The sequence below is a fragment of the Cellvibrio sp. QJXJ genome (assembly GCF_024452345.1).
Lineage (GTDB): Bacteria > Pseudomonadota > Gammaproteobacteria > Pseudomonadales > Cellvibrionaceae > Cellvibrio.
Map to the genome: position 1 here is coordinate 2,612,935 of NZ_CP101662.1, position 21,205 is coordinate 2,634,139.

A 21,205-nucleotide genomic window follows, 5' to 3' on the forward strand; every position below is an offset into this window, starting at 1 on the left:
AACATCTGGCGTAAAAACCAGTCAATTAACTTCTTTTCTTTTAGAAGCTTTTTAATTCCTTAAGCAGGAATGTAAAGCATTTAAAGAGCAGACATTAATTGACTGACTTCTTCTTTAATCAACAAAAGAGTGGTGGAGCTAAACGGGATCGAACCGTTGACCTCCTGCGTGCAAGGCAGGCGCTCTCCCAGCTGAGCTATAGCCCCTTTTTCGAGGGAACTTCAAAACACAGAAGTTGGTAGGCCTGGGCAGACTCGAACTGCCGACCTCACCCTTATCAGGGGTGCGCTCTAACCAGCTGAGCTACAGGCCTATATCCTGGTCTGTAGACACTAGTTGTCGGCCGCTTACCTTTCAAAGTAACTCGCGGCGTCTAGCGACAAGCACTAGGGGACTAGCGACTAACAAATCTTTTATTGATTCCAGTCGATCAAGCAATGCGTGTGAGCACTTACAGACGGGTTGGCATATCGTTTAAGGAGGTGATCCAGCCCCAGGTTCCCCTAGGGCTACCTTGTTACGACTTCACCCCAGTCATGAATCACAAAGTGGTAACCGTCCCCCTTGCGGTTAGACTAGCTACTTCTTTTGCAACCCACTCCCATGGTGTGACGGGCGGTGTGTACAAGGCCCGGGAACGTATTCACCGTAACGTTCTGATTTACGATTACTAGCGATTCCGACTTCATGGAGTCGAGTTGCAGACTCCAATCCGGACTACGAACGGTTTTACGGGATTAGCTCCACCTCGCGGTTTGGCAACCCTTTGTACCGCCCATTGTAGCACGTGTGTAGCCCAGGTCGTAAGGGCCATGATGACTTGACGTCATCCCCACCTTCCTCCGGTTTGTCACCGGCAGTCTCCTTAGAGTTCCCGCCATTACGCGCTGGCAACTAAGGACAAGGGTTGCGCTCGTTACGGGACTTAACCCAACATCTCACGACACGAGCTGACGACAGCCATGCAGCACCTGTCTCAGAGCTCCCGAAGGCACCAATCCATCTCTGGAAAGTTCTCTGGATGTCAAGACCTGGTAAGGTTCTTCGCGTTGCGTCGAATTAAACCACATGCTCCACCGCTTGTGCGGGCCCCCGTCAATTCATTTGAGTTTTAATCTTGCGACCGTACTCCCCAGGCGGTCTACTTAGTGCGTTAGCTGCGCCACTAAGAGCTCAAGGCTCCCAACGGCTAGTAGACATCGTTTACGGCGTGGACTACCAGGGTATCTAATCCTGTTTGCTCCCCACGCTTTCGCACCTCAGTGTCAGTATGAGTCCAGGGTGTCGCCTTCGCCACTGATGTTCCTCCAGATATCTACGCATTTCACCGCTACACCTGGAATTCCACACCCCTCTACCCTACTCTAGCTTGCCAGTTCTAACTGCAGTGCCCAGGTTGAGCCCGGGGATTTCACAGCTAGCTTAACAAACCACCTACGTGCGCTTTACGCCCAGTAATTCCGATTAACGCTTGCACCCTCCGTATTACCGCGGCTGCTGGCACGGAGTTAGCCGGTGCTTCTTCTGTGGGTAACATCAATTCACTCACGTATTAGGTGAATGACCTTTCTCCCCACTGAAAGTGCTTTACAACCCTAAGGCCTTCTTCACACACGCGGCATGGCTGGATCAGGCTTGCGCCCATTGTCCAATATTCCCCACTGCTGCCTCCCGTAGGAGTCTGGACCGTGTCTCAGTTCCAGTGTGACTGATCATCCTCTCAGACCAGTTACGGATCGTCGCCTTGGTGAGCCTTTACCCCACCAACTAGCTAATCCGACATGGGCTCATCTGATAGCGAGAGGTCCGAAGATCCCCCCCTTTCCCCCGTAGGGCGTATGCGGTATTAGCGTTCCTTTCGAAACGTTGTCCCCCACTACCAGGCAGATTCCCATGTATTACTCACCCGTCCGCCGCTTTACTCATTCCGAAGAACTTTCGCGCTCGACTTGCATGTGTTAGGCCTGCCGCCAGCGTTCAATCTGAGCCATGATCAAACTCTTCAGTTTAAAATCAGGTGTCGTCTAGTCGGCGAACCGAATAGAACAACTAAAACGTGCTCAGAATTATTAAACACAAATACATTACTGTTTGTGTGTTCACTTCATCTGATAATTTGCTTGTTGCCAATCACCATCCGCAAGTGCCCACACGCATTGCTTGATCTGTCTTGTTAAAAAACCGGTTGGCGCTTCGGCTCAACCGTGGGAGGCGCATTATACGCACCTTCTAACCTTTGTAAACCATTAATTTTATTAATCATTTACAACTCTTTCGCGCTTCGCTTATTTGAATCAGCTACTGCTCGACAGGGCGCGCACTATACGAATCGACAGCCATTGAAGCAAGCATTTTTTGGGGCTATTTCGCAAAAACAATTAATCCGAATATTTGCCAATCAGTTCGACTTTTATTTATCCAGATTTTGCACTTTTCCTGCACTAACGATGCGGCCATATAACCAAGCCGCTGGCCCAGACAACCCATAAATAACAGCAATAGCCAACACACCTTGCTGCTGATAAATAATCAGGGACGCAAAAACCAGCACCACCAATAACATGAAGGCAAACGGAACACGCCCCCGGAAGTTCAAACCTTTGAAGCTGGTATAACGAAAATTCGACACCATCAGCAATCCAGCAAGCGCGGTCAGCAATGCAATACCCGCCGCCCAAATACCGGTAGGTGCACTATCAAACCAAACCCAGACAGTTGCAGCGATAATCGATGCAGCAGCAGGGCTCGCCAATCCCATAAAGTACTTTTTATCCACCACACCAATTTGGGTATTGAACCGCGCAAGACGCAAAGCGGCGCAGGCAATATAAATAAAGGCCGCTGCCCAACCCCAACGCCCCAGATCCTGCAACACCCAGCTAAAAACCACCAATGCCGGTGCCACCCCAAAAGAAACCATATCTGCCAAGCTGTCGTACTGCTCACCGAATGCACTCTGCGTATTAGTCATTCGCGCCACGCGACCATCCATTCCATCAAGAAACATAGCGGCAAATATGGCGATGGCAGCGTGAGAAAAATTTCCATTCATCGATGAAACAATGGCATAGAAACCACAAAAAAGTGCCCCGGTGGTAAATAGATTGGGCAGCAAATAAACACCACGGTGCCGAACTTTTTCGCCCCCTTCGGAGACCTCTTCAACCAAGTCACCAAAAGGCAAAGGACCTTCGTGGTCAGCCGCCTCGCTGGGCTTATGCTGTTCCTGCTTATTGTTCATGATCAACCTCATAGATCGGTAGTAGCCGGGGGCGACATTGTACACATCAAATCATTCCCGCATCTATTTTCACTCAATCAAAGCAATGCTCACACCTCGCAATATTCTGCAGGCACACGCGCTTTGCGATATAGTTTCAACTCAGGATAAGGTTGCTAGTTTGCATTGTGGGGTTGGATGAGATGACCGACATATCTGCCACGGAACTGAAAAACAAACGCTTTCAACTACTTGAAGATATTGCCAAGGAGCTGCAAGGCGATATTGTATTTCCAACCTGTTTTGATGTATCCGCGCGAATCTCGGAAATTATGCGCAGCGATTCTGCAAGCCTTCGACAAATTGCTCAGGAAATACAACACGATCCACTAGTCACCAGCAAAATCCTGCAACTTGCCAATTCAGCAAGCTATAACCCATCCGGGCACAGTATTACCGATATTGAAAAGGCCCTGAATCGCACAGGACTGGAAATTGCCCGGTCTGTAGCCCTTGCCTGCGCATTGACCCAGCTTGCACAAACCCACGAAACAAGCATTTTTGCGCCCGAGCTAAAACAGCTGCTTATACACAGCCTTAAAACAGCAGCCATAGCCAAAGTACTGGCGTTAAAGCTAACGCGCGTGGCACCGGAAACCGCCATGTTGGCAGGATTGATCCACGATCTTGGCGCGTTTTTTATTCTGCATCGCGTGACTCGTTACCCGGAGTTGGTTGAGCGCCCGGAGAGCGTTAGCTATCTGGTTGCGCAGTGGCATGAAAGTATTGGAACGATTTTGCTGGATGCTCTCGGCCTACCCACCGAGATTATTAATGCAGTGCAGGAAATCGACATCCCCAGGGTGCAAATTACCCAGCCACGCAATTTGTCTGAAATTGTGTATATCGCCAATCTGTTTGCCGGGGGATTTAGTGAAATACAGAAACTTGACCTACCAAACCTGCAGGAGCCGCTCGAATTGAAAGATCCACGCTATACCGCACTCTCCACAGATATGGATGAAGCTTGCGCCGAAATGCTCAATCTCTGGTGAACGCACAATCGCAGCATAAAAAAACCCGCACGAAGCGGGTTTTTTACACATAACTCACTACATTATTAACTGCAGGAATTAGTTTTTGCTTTGGTCAACGATTTTGTTGGCTTGAATCCAAGGCATCATCGCACGCAATTTGGCACCAACCACTTCAATACCGTGCGCCGCGTTGTTACGACGCGCAGCAGTCATTGATGAGTAGTTAGTTGCACCCTCAAGGATAAACTTCTTGGCGTATTCGCCAGTTTGGATATCTTTCAGCGCTTGACGCATAGCTTTGCGCGATTCTTCGTTGATCACTTTAGGACCAGTCACGTATTCGCCGTATTCAGCGTTGTTAGAGATGGAGTAGTTCATGTTGGCGATACCGCCTTCGAACATCAGGTCAACGATCAGCTTCAGTTCATGCAAGCACTCAAAGTAAGCCATTTCAGGCTCGTAGCCTGCTTCAACCAGAGTTTCGTAACCCATTTTTACCAACTCAACCGCACCGCCACAAAGAACAGCTTGCTCGCCAAACAAATCGGTTTCAGTTTCGTCTTTGAAAGTGGTTTCGATAATACCGGTACGGCCACCGCCTACGCCTGATGCGTATGACAGAGCAGTATCTTTCGCCTTACCTGATGCGTTTTGGAAAATCGCGATCAGGTCAGGAACGCCGCCGCCGCGCACGAATTCAGAACGCACAGTGTGGCCTGGTGCTTTTGGAGCGATCATGATCACGTCCAAATCTTTGCGCGGAACTACTTGGTTGTAGTGAATCGCAAAGCCGTGAGCGAAAGCCAAGGTAGCGCCCTGCTTGATGTTTGGCTCGATTTCTTCTTTATAGAGTTTTGATTGGAACTCATCCGGAGTGAGGATCATCACTACGTCAGCTGATTTAACCGCAGTCGCAACGTCAGTCACTTTCAGGCCGTGAGCTTCAGCTTTCTTAACGGTGGCAGAGCCAGCGCGCAGACCAACAACCACATCAACACCTGAATCTTTCAGGTTGCAAGCGTGCGCGTGACCTTGTGAACCATAACCAATGATGGCCACTTTTTTGCCTTGGATAATAGAAAGATCGGCATCTTTATCGTAATAAACGTGCATAACAGACTCCTGTTGGGATGATTACCGCCCGATGAGAAATCACAAGGCGACTTGGATAAAAGGTCGCCAGTGTAGAGAAACACCCGCATCGCGTAAAATGATATATTCGCAATTCAATATTTCAGTTTATGCAACGAGGTTATTAATCCCCGATCATGGATATCACCAAACTCCGGTTGTTTTGCAATCTCGCCAATAGCCTCCACTTTGGTCGCGCCGCCAATGCCAGTCATGTCAGCCCATCGACACTAAGCCGCAACATCAAGCAGCTTGAAGACGATTTAGGCGTGAGCCTCTTTGTACGCGACAACCGCTCGGTGATCCTCACTCACGAAGGCGAACAATTTCTGGGGTTTGCCAAAGAAGTGATCCAACAGTGGGAGACATATCAAGAATCCCTACTGGCGCAGGCCGATCAGCTGCGCGGCCAACTCAGCATTTATTGTTCGGTAACGGCAAGCTACAGCTTCCTTTATGAAATCCTCACCGAGTTCCGCGTTAAACATCCCGGCATTGCGATCAAACTCCACACCGGCGACCCAGCACAATCGATCGAGCAAATTCTGGCGGGTGATGAGGATATCGCCATCGCCGCCAAACCCGACAAACTTCCCGCAGGCATCAGCTTCAAACCTATAAACAGTTCACCACTGATTTTTATCACCGCGAATAATGAAGACTGGCAAGCTAAAGGATGGGATGAAATTCCAGTAATCATTCCCGAGGAAGGTTTAGCGCGTGAGCGATTAAATATCTGGTTCGATTCACTCGGCATCAAGCCCAATATTTATGCAGAAGTAAAAGGCAACGAGGCAATTGTGAGCATGGTGAGCCTGGGATTCGGTGTCGGCGTTGCACCGCAAATCGTAGTGGATAATAGTCCGCTTGCTGACAAGGTAAAACGTTTTAACCCACAACCGGATCTCGGCCCTTACGACACGGGGATTTGTGTGATGGAGAAACGATTGAAAAGCCCGATTGTGAATGCGTTTTGGAGCCAGCTACGCGAGCCAAATAATTAATCGATTAACGAAAAGGTTTACTGAGAAAAGGCGAGCCCGCCAAACCAAAACGCCATGGCAAATCCATGGCTTTGGAAATACCAATGCGTGGGCCATGAATAACATCAACCGACGCAACTGCAGGCAATAGCTTGAAAGGCCTTTTCCTAAGGGAGCGACCAGTAAAGGTATGGATAATGCCCAACGCCTGCCCCACGCGCCCTGGCCCAGAGCAAAGTAACCTTTCAGATTCCACACCGCGACGCGCGCGCATAATATCCAACCCATGTGTCGGCTGGATCGCGCGAATTAAAACACCCGCACCATGACCTTCAGGAGAACAAACAAAATTCAAACACCAATGAATACCGTATGAGCGATAAACATAGGCGCAACCGGGTGCACCAAACATAGAGGCATTACGCGCACTGGGGCCGGAAAATGTGTGGGATGCAGGCTCAGACTGATCGTAAGCTTCTACTTCAACAATAATTCCACCTACGCCATTCACAAAAAATTGCGCACCGATCAACTGCGGCGCAACTTCGTGCGATGGAGCAGAAAAATCAATTATCGAAAAAATATCGCTCATTAGATTCCAGTTTCGTTTGCATCTACAACCGAGGTGGATTGGTTAATACTGTAATCAAGTGCATGATGTTCAGCTTGTGCTTTTTTCAAATCCATTAACAAGGCATGCAGCATTTCCGTTGATAAACCGTGCAACACCAAACGATAGCCAGCACGCAAGGTACTCATCGGCACTAGTGGATGTTTGTTGTTAAGCAATACCAAATGCTGGGGCGAATTTAAAATGGTCGCCACATACAAACCGATAGTTTCATCCAGCTGCAAAGAATTGGATGCGCGCCAGAAATCGTTGTCGGTTAAAAACAATTGATAAGTAGGCGTGAACATTTCGATGGCGGTTTGCAGGTCGATTCCATTGAGTTTTCCACGCGGCATAGAATCCAATGCTAGCTCCGGCTCTTTGATCATACTGAAATCAGGGTTCGCGACTGGCGCTAATTTTTTATCCGCAGCGCGCAGTGCCTTGCCCAGGCGAATCACAAAATTAAATAAATTCAAATCGTGCTTTAAAAACAGCTCATCTTTCAAATCATCCAGATTCATTGGTTTGAGCGGAGAGGTTTCCACTGCCACTGGCGCGTTGGCGGCGATAAATTCCAGAATCTGCGCGCCCATGTGGAAATGGCGCAGAACTAACCAGTTGGCTTCAGGGCGCACAAAATATTTCAAACCCGTAGCAAGAATCCAATGCAGCAGTTTGGAGGCGGCCCAGTTGCGCGGCACCACCACTTTAACAATCTGGATTAATACAATCAGCGTGCGCGCAATCGGGCGCACAAAGGGCAATAGAAATTGGCGTGATGGTGTTTCCGAATCAGCGAGCCAGGCTTTTTTAACATGATCCGGCAGCGGCGTGCTTTGATCCAGATAGAGCGCCAACCAAGGGCTGGGATCGCGCGGATCAAATTCGGATTGCAAAAATTTTGGCTCCCTTTCTATCTTGTCTAAATTGTCCATCCGCTATGACTCCAGAATATGTTCAAACTGCATGAGATAAAGTTGGGCAGAGCGTTTGGCCGTAGCGATAATCGCGCTTGCAGCCTTTGGATCAATCGCCAACACCAGTTCAACCGCCGCCAACCAACGCGCGAGATGATGCTCATCATTCGCACCGTGGTATTCCAAAAAGCGAAATGCACTTGCGGGCAAATCCACTTGTTTGCGCAGCAAAGGCAAGAGCGCGGGCACGATACGCTGGCCAGTACCTTCAATAATATAAATCGCACCCAATAATCCGATGGGGTTTTTCGTCGCTGCCAGCGAATGCAAATAGCTATTCAAGGCTTCGCCACCGGGATTGCGGCGCAAATTATCCAGCTTTTCAGTTCCACCTGCCGCGCAATAATCTTTATACAAAATTTTAAAATCGTTTTGTTCTTCGCCGGCGTGGGTTTCGATTAACGCAGCCAGATCAGCATAGCTACCCGTGAGCGATGCAACGGCTTCGCGCATCCACTTACTGCCCTCGCGCACTTGTGGCACCCATTGCGCAGTCCAATGTCGATAATCTTCCAATGCAAATTGCTGGCTCACCAATTTGTGGATAACCGGGCTACGCCATACTTGCGAACGATAGTCATGCCAGATACCCGCAAGCGTCGTTAATACGCTTTGTAAATGTTGTGGAGCGGAGCGTGGATCATGAGGTGCTGCAATATCCGGCAGCGCGGTTTTTTCTGACGTTATCGAATTATTTATGGGAGCAAGATTAGCAGCCAAAGGGGCATTGGCCGCTTCCACTTCTATCAACATATAGGCCGCGGTCATACGGCCTGACTCGGGAATAAAACAAAATATTTTCTCGCCCGGCTTAACCTGATGCGTATCGAGAAATTCAGCGAGCATAATAAAAATTGATGCCGAACCGGTATTGCCGCGCGTGGTTAAATTGCTGTACCAGCGCTCGCGCGGAATCGTTAAGCCCGCTTTATCTAACAACTCCTCTACCACCGGAATAAAACGGGCAGATGAGTAATGGCAGAGAAAATGGTCAATCTCGCCCGAGGTCACCCAACCATCGCGCACCAGTTTTACGTATTCGTGGATACTTATATCAAACAAATGCGGCAGCAAGCGAATATCCTGTCGCAGCGAAAGCGCACCCGCCGCTTCCGCCTCGCTGGATGACGGAAAATCGAGAAAGGATTTGCTGCGATCTTCGGTTAAACCAAGCTGCATACAAACAGGATAATCTCCGGCAAAACTTTTTTGGTGTATCCAGTTTATTTTTAAGCGCACACCATTTTTTGCCTGTGGTGCATCGGTAAGCAATACTGCACCAGCGCCGTCAGATAACATCCAACGCAAAAAATGTGCATCAAAATCGCTGCTGTAACCGCGCGGTGCAAAGCGACTTTTTTTGAAAATGCGCGACGGCATTTCAGCGGTTGCAACCAATGCTTGCTGATGCGCCCCCAGCTCCACCGATTGGGCTGCATAAGCCAAGGCAGAAATGCCAGCAGCACACACACCAAGGCTCGACAAGGTTTCCATCGGCGGCGCACCCAGCTCACCCTGCACCATAGCCGCAAAACCGGGAATTAAGGCATCGCTACCCGATGAGCCAACCGCGAGCAAACTCACATCAAGTAAACTCGCGTTAGCGCGCGCCAAACAATCGTGAATGGCATTAGCCGCAAGCTGTGTATGCGACGTTACTGTCTCGCCATTTTTATCAATCGCATAATGGCGGGTTTGAATACCATTTTCCGCCAGAATTTTATTTTTTATGCGCAACGATATGCGATTAATCGGTGCAATAAAATCATCCATCTCCTGATTATTGACCGGTTCACCCGGCAAGTGATAACCGGCGGATTGGATGTAAACACGATTAAAACGGGTAGGCATAAATTAGTCCTTGTGATGTAACGAGCGGCTGCACCAACGCGGGTGCAGCAACGCCAATAGATAAGTGCGCAGCATATAACGCAACAAACTTTTTTCATGCAACGCAGGATGAACTTGGAAAGCATAGACTTGATGCAATTCCGGCAACTGTGACCAATGGTCGCGCGGGTGCTGGTGATGCGCGGTATGTAACCCGATATTAAATAACAGCGGGTTAAGCAAACCATAAAAATTGCGTGCAAAGTGTAAATTTTTGCCAGAGCCATCGGCATGCGCATGCTGAAGATAATTTGTCGCCAACAACCAATGAAGACCATGTAGCTGCGGAATCAATACCAGCACTAACCATTTCTCCCAATCGATCACGGCCAGCACCAGCCACAAACCAATAACGAGAAGATACTGCAATACACAATAATAAAAATAGGCGCGCTGGAATTTATAACGACGTTTTAGGTAAGCAATAAATTCCGGATATAACACTGAAATTGCCTGTAGCGGATGCAACAAATATCCCAGCAAATGATTAGTGTCGCCGCGTGCACCGGGTGTATTAAAGCGATAGGTGCGTGTTATATCCTGTTCACCATGTTGATAGCGGTGATGATTAGCAATATGGGAAGGATAAAACACAAAGGTGGGATGCCCCTGCAACAGGGTAATCCATAAATCGGTAAGGCGATTTAACCGACGCGAAGTCCAGATACGCAAATGCGTGTGATTATGGTGGATCACGCCTACGCCTAAGGTTAAGAATAATTCCAGCAAATAGAGTGGCCAACTAAATCCCTGTTGCCATTGCCATAACACCAACAATGGTAAAACCAGCAAGTACAGTAGGCTTTGCCAATCGCGCCAGTTACGCATAGCGTTTAGCGCACTCGCCAGCGATTAATTTGTTTGTCGGCGGCATCCGCAGGCAATGCAGTTTTGAAAAGCTTATCCATAAATGGAAACATAAAACCGTAATTGCCATTAAAACAAGCGTGATGCAAATGATGGCGGCGACTTGCATTGTGAAATACGCTATGCCCGGTGGTTTTCCAATCGTAATTGGAGTGACCAATACTGTTGAACAACAGGCTAAATAACGGCACAGAGAAAAGTGCATACACACTAAAATCATGTACCAACATCGGCAATAAAATTACATTGCCCAACATTAATGCTTCTACTGGATGAAACGCATAGGTCGACCAAGGAGTAGTGACCACCGAGCGATGATGAGGCAAATGAAAGCGACGCAACCAGCGAGTATGCAGCAACCAATGATTGGCATAAAAATGGATTTCATTCCACACCACCAAGACCAAAATTTCGATCAAGGTTTGCAGCACTGAAGGATTTACCGCGAGCTTCGCCCACCCCAACTGCAACAAGCCCCACGGAAAAATCATGCCTACCCCAAAAATCCCGATAGAGCTGGCAGACAATAATAATTCGCGCTCCAACTGGCCATCGCCAATCGGGCGAGGATCAAGCTTGGCGCCCAAACGCCAGCGCGGCAATAACTGTTGGGTAAGAATCAGGTTGAGTATGCCAAACAACAGATAAATCCCACCAAAAAATGCGAGCCCCGCACCGGCAATCTCAAAAATATTGCAATTTAAAATAAAGTCGCGCATCAACCTGAATCCAGCAAATAATTTTTCATAAAAAAGGCCGATGCTCATGCAAGCATCGGCCTTCATCATACAAACAAAAACACTTACAAACTCAACACTTTCTCGCCGCGTGAAATACCGCACACACCGGTACGCACGACTTCGATAATTGCTGCATCACCCACCGCTTGTAAAAACGCGTCGAGTTTATCGCTCGCGCCGGTGATTTGGATGGTGTAGAGCGTACTGGTGACATCCACGATTTGACCGCGGAAAATATCCACGCAGCGTTTTACTTCTGCGCGCTGTGCACCGGATGCTTTGACTTTGATCAGCATAAGTTCGCGCTCTATGTGCGAACCTTCGGTTAAATCCACCAACTTAACCACATCAATTAATTTATTGAGGTGTTTGGTGATTTGTTCGATTTTGTGATCATCGCCAATGGTGGTCAGGGTCAAACGCGACAGGGTTTCATCTTCGGTTGGTGCCACAGTGAGGCTCTCAATGTTGTAGCCGCGCTGGGAAAACAAACCTACTACACGCGACAAGGCACCGGGAGCGTTTTCAACTAATACAGAAATAATACGTCTCATATCAGGTGCGCTCCGTTTTGCTTAACAACATGTCGCGCATGGAACCGTTGGGCGCAACTTGCATGGGGTAAACGTGTTCGGATTGATCCACCATGATATCCATAAAGACCACGCGATCTTTCAATGCAAAACACTCTTCCAGTTTCGCCTTGAGTTCTTCGCGTTTGGTGACACGAATACCAACATGACCATAGGCTTCCGCGAGTTTGATGAAATCCGGCAGCGAATCTTCATACAAACTTTCCGCGTAGCGGCTGGAGTACTGCATGTCTTGCCACTGGCGAACCATACCGAGCGCCTGGTTGTTCAAACAAATCACTTTGACGGGTAAGTGATATTGGGTACAGGTGGACAATTCCTGGATACACATTTGAATTGAGCCTTCACCGGTTACACACACCACGGTTGCATCGCGCTCTGCCATTTGCACACCCATCGCCGCCGGCAAACCAAAGCCCATAGTGCCGAGACCACCGGAGTTGATCCAGCGACGCGGTTTGTCGAACAAATAATATTGGGCGGTAAACATTTGGTGCTGACCAACATCAGAGGTGACATAAGCGTCGCCTTTGGTGACTTCCCAAATTGCTTGGATAACTTCTTGCGGTTTGATTTTATCGCCAGAGGTATCAAAACGATTTTGGGTGTAAATACCGTGGCGCTCGCGCCATTCGTTGATTTGCTCCCACCAACTGGCAATGGCTTGCGCATCGGGTTTTTCATCGCTGTCTTTAATCAGGCTGAGCATTTCGCTGAGCACATTATCTACCGCACCAACGATAGGCACATCAGCAGTAACGGTTTTGGAAATTGATGCGGGATCAATATCAATATGGATAATTTTGGCGTTCGGGCAGAACTTGCTAACGGTGTTGGTTACGCGGTCATCAAAACGCGCGCCCACAGCAAGAATCACATCGCTGTGATGCATTGCGGTGTTGGCTTCATAGGTGCCGTGCATGCCCAACATACCGAGGAAGTTCTTGCCGGTACCGGGATAAGCACCCAAGCCCATCAAGGTATTAGTCACTGGATAGTTGAGCAGATCAACCAACTCTTTCAGCAAATGCGAGGCGTTGCCCTGCACTACACCGCCGCCGGAATAGATCATCGGGCGCTTGGCGCCGAGCAGCAATTGCACTGCTTTTTTGATCTGACCTGAGTGGCCGCGTGTCGCCGGCGTGTAAGAGCGCAGCTTTACCTTCTCTGGGTAAGCATAGGGAAAGGTATACGCCGGATGCGTCAGGTCTTTAGGCACATCAATAACTACCGGGCCGGGGCGACCGGTCGCGGCGATGTAATAGGCCTTTTTCACGACTTCAGGAATTTCGCTCGCGTGTTTGATCATAAAACTGTGTTTTACGATCGGGCGGGAGATACCCACCATGTCGGTTTCCTGAAAGGCGTCTTCACCGATCAAGTGACTTTGCACCTGGCCGGAGATCACCACCATCGGAATAGAATCCATATAGGCCGTCGCAATACCGGTTATGGCATTGGTCGCACCTGGGCCGGAAGTCACCAGTACTGTACCCACTTTGCCGGTCGCACGCGCGTAACCGTCGGCAGCATGGGTGGCTGCTTGTTCGTGGCGAACGAGAATGTGTTTAACGTCAGATTGACGAAAGATGGCATCGTAAATATGCAGTGCCGCGCCGCCCGGATAGCCGAAAACGTACTCAACGCCTTCGTCTTTCAGCGCGCGGATGAGCATATCTCCGCCTGAAAGCATTTCCACAATAATTCCCCTTTTAGGATATGTAAGTCGCAAAAGCGAGTGTGTGCCGCAGTATTCAGCAGAAACAAGACACGGGGCATCACACAAAACAGGCGCCAGCGCACAGAGGCGGACAAGCGCAATGAATGATCCACGAACAAGACCCGGCAAGGCCAAGATCGGATCAGCGAAAACCGTGCAGGTAAACAGCGGCTTTCTCAGGCGGGATTCTGGTAGGAACCCGGCCAGTAGATGGGTCGCCAAGAGGGTGACTTGGCGGGGAGCAGAGTAACGCCCAAGCTTAGGGGCATCTGCAGCCATCTAGCGGAGTGGCAATTCTCCCAAGATAACCAGCAAAGTCAAGAAATTAGATACCTTTTTGTTCATTTTTTAACTAGCCCAACCAGTTCTGGCGAAGACTTCCCTAACCGCTTGCGCTTGCTCACAGTTTTCGGGGCCGCGGTTTCGCTCGCAGACCATAAGCGCTATAGTTGAAGGCATCTCTCGGCTATAGCTGAAACAAGGGCGCGACAAATGAAACAAAAACTCCTGATTAGTATTCTTGGTGCTTGGGTTGTGGCTTTCTCTGCCAGCAATACCTTTGCAGCCAAAGACAATGTTTTTACCTGGACTGATGAAAAAGGGGTAGTTCACTATGGGGAGCGCCCACCCAAAGATTCACAAGCTCGCCAAATTAAAACACGCACCGGGCATAGCGAGCCGACACCTGCACCTGCAGCACCAACTACCCCAGCCAATACAACTACAGATGCTGTCGCGGATTCATTGAAAGATCCGGAACGCTGCACAATGGCACAAAAAAATCTGGAACTACTCAATACCGTTGCACGTATCAAAATTGCCGGTGAAGACGGTGTTCAACGACTGCTAACTGAAGAAGAAAAAGAAGCACAACGCACCGCAATGCAAGCAGTCATCAATCAAGCCTGCGAATAATCCACTCATTTTTTTCAGGCTGGGAACACTCCCAGCCACTTCCCTCCTCCCCAAAAAACCACCTCCAGCGCTCACCGCCCGGTGAGCTAGCACTCGTCGGATATTTTTACAATTACACGACATTACAAATAGATTAAGCCCATGATTTATAAATAAAAAATCGGATAGGCACAGAAACTGCTAAGCCACGGCTGCTAGGGACAACTCCAGCATACAATTTGTTTATTAAAGGAAAATACCCATGAAAACTTCATTGATTACTGCAGGTTTTATCGCCGCTATGGCACTCAGCAGTGCTGCTAACGCACTGGTTATCACCCCCGAAAATAATGGCAGCTCACTGGCCAACACAATTCTGGGCTCCGGTATTAGCATCAGCAATGTAAATTACAACGGTGCTAATGGCGCTTCAGGTACCTTCACAAATGGCAATAGTGCAGGCATCAGCATCGACAAGGGAATTGTGCTCTCTACCGGTCAGGCAACCAACGCGCTTGGCACTAACAACAGCAGCGGCGCAGGAAGCAGCAATGGAACTGCGGGTTACGCTCCTCTCACCGCGATTGCCGGATTCAACACTTTTGATGCCAGTGTCCTCAAATTCGATTTTGAATTTAATGGTGGCAATGGTGGCGATCTGTTCTTCAACTTTGTATTTGGTTCAGAAGAATATCTGGAATATGTTGGAAGCCAATTTAACGATGTATTTGGCTTTTTTGTTGACGGCGTGAATGTCGCTTTAACACCAGGCTCGGGCGACCCAATCACTATCAACACAATTAACACTTCACAAAATAGCAGTCTGTTTGTGGATAACACATCCGCTGTTTACAACACCCAAATGGATGGTTTTACCAAAAGCTTGCAGATCACACTGAAAGGTTTGAGCGCGGGCCTGCACACCATGGAATTTGCAATTGCCGATGCTGGCGACAGCATTCTGGATTCCTGGATTTTTATTGAAGCCAAATCGTTTGCCGATACTCCTGTTGGCGTATCTGAGCCATCCTCATTAACCCTGCTGGGCTTGATGCTGGCGGCACTGGGCTGGAGCCGTCGCAAGGCAGCAAAATAATTTTTTATTGACTGCTGGACATAAAAAACGGCCATCAATTATTTGATGGCCGTTTTTTTATTCAGACACAAGAGTATTCCAAATCAATTTAAACGCTTTGGATCAAACACAATTTTATCGCCTAATAATTTACCGTGAATGATTGCGCCGGGCATAAATTTACCACTGAGAATATCCTGCGCTAGCGGGTTTTCAATCAGCTGCTGGATAGCGCGTTTTAGCGGGCGTGCACCATAGACCGGATCGAAACCGACATTGGCAAGTTTATTCATCACTGCATCATCCAACTCCAGACTCAATTCGCGCTCCCCCAAACGTTTGCGCAACAATTCCAATTGGATGTCGGCAATGCCGCGAATTTGTTCGCGACCCAGCGGATGAAATACCACCACTTCATCGATACGGTTGATAAATTCCGGGCGAAAATGGCTGCCCACTACCTCCATCACTGCATCTTTCATGGCGTTGTAGCGATTTTCATTATTGAGTGAGTTATTCATGTCTTCACTCACCGAGGTATCAAAACTCACGGTATCAAACGAGCGGTCTTCTGCCAGCTCCTGAATGCGATCAGAACCCAAGTTGGAGGTCATCACAATCACCGTATTGCGGAAGTCTACCGTGCGCCCTTGACCATCAGTTAAGCGGCCGTCATCCAATACTTGCAACAAAATATTAAATACGTCCGGATGCGCCTTTTCCACCTCATCCAGCAACAATACCGAATAGGGTTTGCGGCGCACCGCTTCCGTTAAATAGCCACCCTCTTCATAACCGACATAACCCGGTGGCGCGCCAATTAAACGCGCTACCGAATGTTTTTCCATGAATTCCGACATATCAATCCGCACCATGGCATCGGCCGTGTCAAACAAAAACTCCGCCAGCGATTTACACAACTCGGTTTTACCCACACCGGTTGGGCCTAAAAATAAAAACGAACCATTGGGACGATTGGCATCCGAAAGCCCGGCGCGGGAGCGGCGTACGGCATTGGCAACAGCAACTACCGCTTCGTGTTGACCGATAACACGTTTGTGTAATGCCTCCTCCATGCGCAATAATTTATCGCGCTCACCCTCCAGCATTTTGGATACGGGAATACCGGTCCACTTGGAAACCACTTCGGCAATTTCTTCTTCGGTAACCTTATTGCGCAGCAGTTTCATTTCCATCATTTCTGCTTGACCGGCCATGTCCAATTGTTTTTCAAGCTGCGGAATAATGCCATATTGAAGTTCTGACATACGCGCCAAATCGCCTTTGCGGCGTTTTTCTTCCAACTCCAGACGCGCCTGCTCTAATTGACTTTTTATTTCCTGCGACCCCTGCAGCGCGGCTTTTTCGGCGCGCCATATTTCTTCCAAATCGTTTAGCTCACGCTCGAACTTATCAATATCCTGATCGAGTTTCGCCAAGCGTTTTTTGCTCGCTTCATCTTCATCTTTTCTCACCGCTTCGCGTTCAATTTTAAATTGAATTAAGCGGCGTTCAAGGCGATCCATTTCTTCCGGTTTGGAATCAATTTCCATCCGGATACGACTCGCCGCTTCATCAATTAAATCGATGGCTTTATCGGGCAATTGACGATCGGTAATGTAGCGCTGGGATAATTTTGCTGCGGCAATAATGGCGGAATCCGTAATGTCCACACCGTGGTGAACTTCATAGCGCTCTTTCAACCCGCGCAGAATGGCGATGGTATCGGACTCATTCGGTTCATCCACTTGTACTTTTTGAAAGCGACGCTCAAGTGCAGCATCTTTTTCAATGTATTTGCGATATTCATCGAGCGTAGTTGCACCCACGCAATGCAATTCACCGCGCGCCAGCGCTGGCTTTAACATATTGCCCGCATCCATCGCACCTTCGGCTTTACCGGCGCCAACCATGGTATGGATTTCGTCGATAAATAAAATGACGCGCCCTTCTTGCTTGCTCAATTCATTGATGACAGATTTCAAACGCTCTTCAAAATCGCCGCGAAATTTTGCACCGGCGAGCAAGCCACCCAAGTCGAGCGACAGCAAGCGTTTATTTTTCAACCCTTCAGGCACTTCGCCATTGACGATGCGCTGGGCAAGGCCTTCTACGATGGCAGTTTTACCCACACCCGGCTCACCAATGAGCACCGGATTATTTTTAGTGCGGCGCTGCAGCACTTGAATGGTACGGCGAATTTCATCGTCGCGACCAATGACTGGATCGAGCTTGCCCTCTTCGGCGCGTGCAGTTAGATCCACAGTGTATTTTTCCAAAGCTTGGCGATTGCCTTCGGAGTCTGCGTCCTCTACTTTTTCACCACCGCGTACTTTCTGAATCGCCTGCTGCAAGCGTTGGGCGTTACCGAATTTTTTCAGCAACTCGGGAACGGCGCCCTGCATTTCACTCATTAACACCAGTAGTACTGAATCGCTGGAGACAAATTTATCACCCACTTTTTGCGCATGGCGATCGGCAAGGTTGAGCACCTTGATCAAATCTTGCGACATAGTCACTTCGCCCGTGGGGTTTTTAATTTGCGGCAAATTCTCGACCAACTCATTTAAGGCGGTACGCAAACCGGCGACATCAAAACCCGCTTGACTGAGTAGCGAACGAACACTTGCCGCACCTTTTTGGTCGATCATGGCGAGCAGTAAATGGCTGGTATCCAGCTGGCTGTGATCCTGCCCCAACGCGATGGACTGGGCATCGGAAAGTGCAACTTGCAATTGATTGGTTAAACGGTCGATACGCATGATTTACCTCTGCGAATAAAAAAACGGGTCGTGACAGTGACTCGATTGAAGCAGACGTGGGGGCAAGCGAGGTGATTTCAAGCAGGCGGCGACCTGCTTGAAGGTTTTAATGCGGCAAGATGGAAACCATTTGCGTTAAATCAAAAGTACATCAGTTCAAAAGCGTGTTAAGCAAACAGTGCAGAGGATCAAAGTGGAGGGGAAATCACCCGCGGAGTTTCATTCACATCAAAAAACTTGATGGTAAGTGGATAATTTTTAATAACGCCTTTATTCGCATCCATCGCGCCCATAATAGTGAACACCACCGAACAAATCGCCAGTGCCGCCAGCATGGGGATGCCAATCAGCACCACAAAGAGTATCAAACAAACGATGGCGTAGATTAGCGAGCTGAATACCCAGTTCATGACCACCTTACCCTGCTCATCCACGTAGGGATCTTCCTTTTTGGATTGCCACATAATAAGCGGTACCACCAACCCCAAAAAGGGGAACAACCAGGAGCAAAACTGGGTGAGGTGTAACACCATGGCGTAGTCGTAATTGTTGGTCTGCAAAATGGTATGCGGTTGTACAACCTTGTCGTTTTGCCCACCCAGAATTCGCGCTTTGGCTTGCTGATACTCCTCTTCACTGATTAATCCTTTTTGTTTGAGGTCATTCAGCTTTTCGATTTGTTCGAGATCCATGAAAAAACTCCTGATGATGAATTGGTTGAACAAGCGGACGGCAGATGAGTCAACAGCATAGCCTCAGGTTGAAACATCCTCCATTAACTCATTGGACGAGCGAGGGAGCAAAACAGATTCACGAGATGCTTATTTTTATTCGAGCCAGATCAAGCTGGCCATGCGTCCGGTGGTTTTGTCGCGCCGATAGGAGTAAAAACGCTCCGCCTCAATAAAGGTACAGTCGCCGCCACCGTAAATGGCGGTCACCCCCAACGCGTTGAGTTCTGCGCGGGCCAGTGCATAAATATCCGCATAAAAATGTAAGGGGCGCGCACCGGGAATAAATGCGGCGGCGATCTCATCGGCATGGAGGGTATTACGCGCTACAGTAAAAAACGCCTCAAGCACATCGATACCTACTTCAAAATGGGCCTGTGAAATTGCCGGGCCGAGGTAGGCAAGCAGCTCACTGCGCGCACCGCTGAACTTATCCAACCCACGCTCACAAATACCGCCGGCCAAACTGCGCCAACCGCAATGTAAGGCTGCTACCTGAGTGCCCTGCTTGTCGCATAACAAAATGGGTAGACAGTCCGCCGTCATCACCAGACAGGTCAGCCCATGCTGGGTGGTATAGCTACCGTCGGCGGTACGCACCAAACCATCGTTTTGCGCATCCACCACTTTTATGCCGTGGATTTGCTCCAGCCATTGCGGGCTTTGCGACAAGCCCAGCTGTTCACTCAAATGCTGGCGATTGTGAGCGACGGCCTGCGCATTATCACCTACATGCAAACCGAGATTATTGCTCGCATAAGGTGGCAGGCTAATTCCGCCATGACGGGTGGTGATACAGCTGCGCACATTCGCTGGCGCTGGCCAATCCGGTGCGATCCACCCCAATGCATGCCAGGATTCCGTGTTGCTGCCCGTCGGTTTATTCATCGTCGCGAATATAACCCTTGTTCAACGCGTCGAGGAGGTTGCGGAAATCCTCCGGAATTGGCGCCGTCCATTCGGTGTACTCGCCGGTGCCGGGGTGCTCTAACCCCAACTTGAACGCATGCAGTGCCTGACGCGGGAAACCTTTGAGGGTATCAATCAAATGCTGATTGGCGCCTTTGGGAATTTTAAAACGGTTGCCGTAGGTTTGATCGCCCACCAGCGGGTGGCCGATATGCGCCATGTGAACGCGAATTTGATGAGTGCGCCCGGTCTCCAGTTTTACGCGGATATGGGTGTGATGGGGGTAGCGCTTGGCCACACGGTAATGAGTGACTGCACGTTTACCGCCAGCACTGAGCACAGCCATCAACTTGCGCTGGATGGGGTGACGCCCCATGGGAGCATCCACTGTACCTCCGCCGGTCATCGCACCTACCGCCACCGCTTCATATTCACGGCTCACAGTGCGATCGGACAACTGCTCAACCAGATCGGTATGGGCTTCCAGGGTTTTGGCAATCACCATCAAACCCGTGGTTTCTTTATCGAGACGATGCACTATGCCTGCGCGCGGCAGGTTAATTAGCCCGGGAATATGGTTGAGCAATGCATTCACCAGCGTACCGGTATAATTGCCCGCCGCCGGGTGAACCACCAAGCCTGCCTGCTTATTGATGATAATCAGGTCATCATCTTCATGAACTATATCCAGCGTAATCTCTTCCGGCTCCCACTCGCCCTGAGCCTCAAGCTCCGCCTTTAATTCCAACTGCTCGCCGCCGATCAACTTGTCTTTCGGCTTGGCGATGCGACCATCCACCTTGAGTTGGCCGTCTTTAATCCAGCTCTGCAAACGCGAACGGGAAAAGTCAGGGAACAACTCGGAGGCGATCTGGTCGAAGCGCATGCCGCTCATCTGGATCGGCACCTGTGCGCTCAGGTCAAAAACATCTTTCATTAAAAAACCTCTAGTGATGTGTTTCTGGCTACTGATGATTTGCCAAAAACCGGAAATTGGGAGCTTTTCTTGCTGCCAGATTGGTATCCGCCAAGCTCTGTGTTTAAATACCCTGCCCCGCCAAAG

The 21,205-nt window shown here is 49.2% G+C and carries 17 protein-coding genes, 2 tRNA genes and 1 rRNA gene; 4 read left to right on the forward strand and 16 right to left on the reverse strand.

Annotated features, from left to right (window positions below; all coding sequences use genetic code 11):
- Positions 1–130: 130 nt before the first annotated feature.
- From NNX04_RS11350 to pssA, 4 genes are all read right to left on the reverse strand, one after another.
- A tRNA-Ala gene (locus tag NNX04_RS11350) sits at positions 131–206 on the reverse strand.
- Between the two features lie 30 nt (positions 207–236).
- Positions 237–313 (reverse strand) — tRNA-Ile (locus NNX04_RS11355).
- Between the two features lie 162 nt (positions 314–475).
- Positions 476–2,009, reverse strand: a 16S ribosomal RNA gene (locus tag NNX04_RS11360).
- A 401-nt stretch (positions 2,010–2,410) separates the two neighbouring features.
- Positions 2,411–3,241, reverse strand: coding sequence for a CDP-diacylglycerol--serine O-phosphatidyltransferase (gene pssA / locus NNX04_RS11365; protein ID WP_261945815.1), 831 nt, complete (start codon positions 3,239–3,241; stop codon positions 2,411–2,413).
- A gap of 182 nt (positions 3,242–3,423) precedes the next feature.
- Between pssA and NNX04_RS11370 the strand changes: the two genes are divergently transcribed.
- Positions 3,424–4,275 carry an HDOD domain-containing protein gene (locus NNX04_RS11370; RefSeq protein WP_261945816.1) on the forward strand — a complete coding sequence of 284 codons (852 nt, stop codon included), beginning with the start codon at positions 3,424–3,426 and terminating at the stop codon, positions 4,273–4,275.
- A 78-nt stretch (positions 4,276–4,353) separates the two neighbouring features.
- Here NNX04_RS11370 and ilvC read toward each other — a convergent pair whose 3' ends face one another.
- Positions 4,354–5,370, reverse strand: coding sequence for a ketol-acid reductoisomerase (gene ilvC / locus NNX04_RS11375; RefSeq protein ID WP_007640245.1), 1,017 nt, complete (start codon positions 5,368–5,370; stop codon positions 4,354–4,356).
- 155 nt (positions 5,371–5,525) lie between these two features.
- Between ilvC and ilvY the strand changes: the two genes are divergently transcribed.
- Positions 5,526–6,392 (forward strand): HTH-type transcriptional activator IlvY, encoded by an 867-nt coding sequence (gene ilvY / locus NNX04_RS11380; RefSeq protein WP_261945817.1) that lies wholly within the window; start codon positions 5,526–5,528, stop codon positions 6,390–6,392.
- Between the two features lie 4 nt (positions 6,393–6,396).
- On the opposite strand, the gene NNX04_RS11385 is transcribed toward ilvY, so the two are convergent.
- The 7 genes from NNX04_RS11385 to NNX04_RS11415 are packed head-to-tail and all read right to left on the reverse strand — an operon-like array spanning position 6,397 to position 13,750.
- Positions 6,397–6,963 (reverse strand): DNA-3-methyladenine glycosylase, encoded by a 567-nt coding sequence (locus NNX04_RS11385; RefSeq protein WP_261945818.1) that lies wholly within the window; start codon positions 6,961–6,963, stop codon positions 6,397–6,399.
- On the reverse strand, positions 6,963–7,880 hold the full coding sequence (locus NNX04_RS11390) for a DUF6999 family protein (protein ID WP_261945819.1): 918 nt from the start codon (positions 7,878–7,880) through the stop codon (positions 6,963–6,965). Before NNX04_RS11390 ends, NNX04_RS11385 begins: the two co-directional genes overlap by 1 nt.
- Positions 7,881–7,922: 42 nt before the next feature.
- Entirely contained in the window at positions 7,923–9,812 is a 1,890-nt protein-coding gene (locus tag NNX04_RS11395; RefSeq protein ID WP_261945820.1) for an iron-containing redox enzyme family protein, read from the reverse strand.
- Between the two features lie 3 nt (positions 9,813–9,815).
- Entirely contained in the window at positions 9,816–10,679 is an 864-nt protein-coding gene (locus NNX04_RS11400; protein WP_261945821.1) for a fatty acid desaturase, read from the reverse strand.
- 5 nt (positions 10,680–10,684) lie between these two features.
- The gene (locus NNX04_RS11405) at positions 10,685–11,485 is read right to left on the reverse strand and encodes a sterol desaturase family protein (protein WP_198284739.1); all 801 of its coding nucleotides are present in this window, start codon (positions 11,483–11,485) and stop codon (positions 10,685–10,687) included.
- A 35-nt stretch (positions 11,486–11,520) separates the two neighbouring features.
- Positions 11,521–12,012 (reverse strand): acetolactate synthase small subunit, encoded by a 492-nt coding sequence (gene ilvN / locus NNX04_RS11410; RefSeq protein WP_007640230.1) that lies wholly within the window; start codon positions 12,010–12,012, stop codon positions 11,521–11,523.
- A gap of 1 nt (position 12,013) precedes the next feature.
- Positions 12,014–13,750 carry an acetolactate synthase 3 large subunit gene (locus tag NNX04_RS11415; RefSeq protein ID WP_040391207.1) on the reverse strand — a complete coding sequence of 579 codons (1,737 nt, stop codon included), beginning with the start codon at positions 13,748–13,750 and terminating at the stop codon, positions 12,014–12,016.
- Between the two features lie 513 nt (positions 13,751–14,263).
- Here NNX04_RS11415 and NNX04_RS11420 point away from each other — a divergent pair.
- Positions 14,264–14,686 carry a DUF4124 domain-containing protein gene (locus NNX04_RS11420; protein WP_007640226.1) on the forward strand — a complete coding sequence of 141 codons (423 nt, stop codon included), beginning with the start codon at positions 14,264–14,266 and terminating at the stop codon, positions 14,684–14,686.
- Between the two features lie 241 nt (positions 14,687–14,927).
- The gene (locus NNX04_RS11425; RefSeq protein WP_007640223.1) at positions 14,928–15,761 is read left to right on the forward strand and encodes a choice-of-anchor L domain-containing protein; all 834 of its coding nucleotides are present in this window, start codon (positions 14,928–14,930) and stop codon (positions 15,759–15,761) included.
- Positions 15,762–15,844: 83 nt separating this feature from the next.
- Here NNX04_RS11425 and clpB read toward each other — a convergent pair whose 3' ends face one another.
- The 4 genes from clpB to rluD all read right to left on the reverse strand — a co-directional run bounded on the left by clpB (position 15,845) and on the right by rluD (position 21,079).
- On the reverse strand, positions 15,845–18,502 hold the full coding sequence (clpB, locus tag NNX04_RS11430; RefSeq protein WP_007640221.1) for an ATP-dependent chaperone ClpB: 2,658 nt from the start codon (positions 18,500–18,502) through the stop codon (positions 15,845–15,847).
- A gap of 188 nt (positions 18,503–18,690) precedes the next feature.
- Positions 18,691–19,194, reverse strand: coding sequence for a DUF4870 domain-containing protein (locus tag NNX04_RS11435; protein ID WP_007640219.1), 504 nt, complete (start codon positions 19,192–19,194; stop codon positions 18,691–18,693).
- A 135-nt stretch (positions 19,195–19,329) separates the two neighbouring features.
- Positions 19,330–20,121, reverse strand: coding sequence for a peptidoglycan editing factor PgeF (gene pgeF / locus NNX04_RS11440; RefSeq protein ID WP_151054398.1), 792 nt, complete (start codon positions 20,119–20,121; stop codon positions 19,330–19,332).
- Entirely contained in the window at positions 20,114–21,079 is a 966-nt protein-coding gene (rluD, locus tag NNX04_RS11445) for a 23S rRNA pseudouridine(1911/1915/1917) synthase RluD (RefSeq protein ID WP_151054400.1), read from the reverse strand. The genes pgeF and rluD overlap by 8 nt, the downstream gene beginning before the upstream one ends.
- Positions 21,080–21,205: the final 126 nt, after the last annotated feature.

Bases quoted from the DNA above. Each gene is read 5' to 3' on its own strand.
- pgeF (WP_151054398.1), bottom strand. From the start codon at position 20,121: ATGAATAAACCGACGGGCAGCAACACGGAATCCTGGCATGCATTGGGG.
- pssA (WP_261945815.1), bottom strand. From the start codon at position 3,241: ATGAACAATAAGCAGGAACAGCATAAGCCCAGCGAGGCGGCTGACCAC.
- NNX04_RS11385 (WP_261945818.1), bottom strand. From the start codon at position 6,963: ATGAGCGATATTTTTTCGATAATTGATTTTTCTGCTCCATCGCACGAA.
- NNX04_RS11400 (WP_261945821.1), bottom strand. From the start codon at position 10,679: ATGCGTAACTGGCGCGATTGGCAAAGCCTACTGTACTTGCTGGTTTTA.
- ilvN (WP_007640230.1), bottom strand. From the start codon at position 12,012: ATGAGACGTATTATTTCTGTATTAGTTGAAAACGCTCCCGGTGCCTTG.
- NNX04_RS11425 (WP_007640223.1), top strand. From the start codon at position 14,928: ATGAAAACTTCATTGATTACTGCAGGTTTTATCGCCGCTATGGCACTC.
- NNX04_RS11420 (WP_007640226.1), top strand. From the start codon at position 14,264: ATGAAACAAAAACTCCTGATTAGTATTCTTGGTGCTTGGGTTGTGGCT.
- NNX04_RS11405 (WP_198284739.1), bottom strand. From the start codon at position 11,485: ATGAGCATCGGCCTTTTTTATGAAAAATTATTTGCTGGATTCAGGTTG.
- NNX04_RS11395 (WP_261945820.1), bottom strand. From the start codon at position 9,812: ATGCCTACCCGTTTTAATCGTGTTTACATCCAATCCGCCGGTTATCAC.
- clpB (WP_007640221.1), bottom strand. From the start codon at position 18,502: ATGCGTATCGACCGTTTAACCAATCAATTGCAAGTTGCACTTTCCGAT.
- NNX04_RS11435 (WP_007640219.1), bottom strand. From the start codon at position 19,194: ATGGATCTCGAACAAATCGAAAAGCTGAATGACCTCAAACAAAAAGGA.
- ilvY (WP_261945817.1), top strand. From the start codon at position 5,526: ATGGATATCACCAAACTCCGGTTGTTTTGCAATCTCGCCAATAGCCTC.
- ilvC (WP_007640245.1), bottom strand. From the start codon at position 5,370: ATGCACGTTTATTACGATAAAGATGCCGATCTTTCTATTATCCAAGGC.
- NNX04_RS11370 (WP_261945816.1), top strand. From the start codon at position 3,424: ATGACCGACATATCTGCCACGGAACTGAAAAACAAACGCTTTCAACTA.
- rluD (WP_151054400.1), bottom strand. From the start codon at position 21,079: ATGAAAGATGTTTTTGACCTGAGCGCACAGGTGCCGATCCAGATGAGC.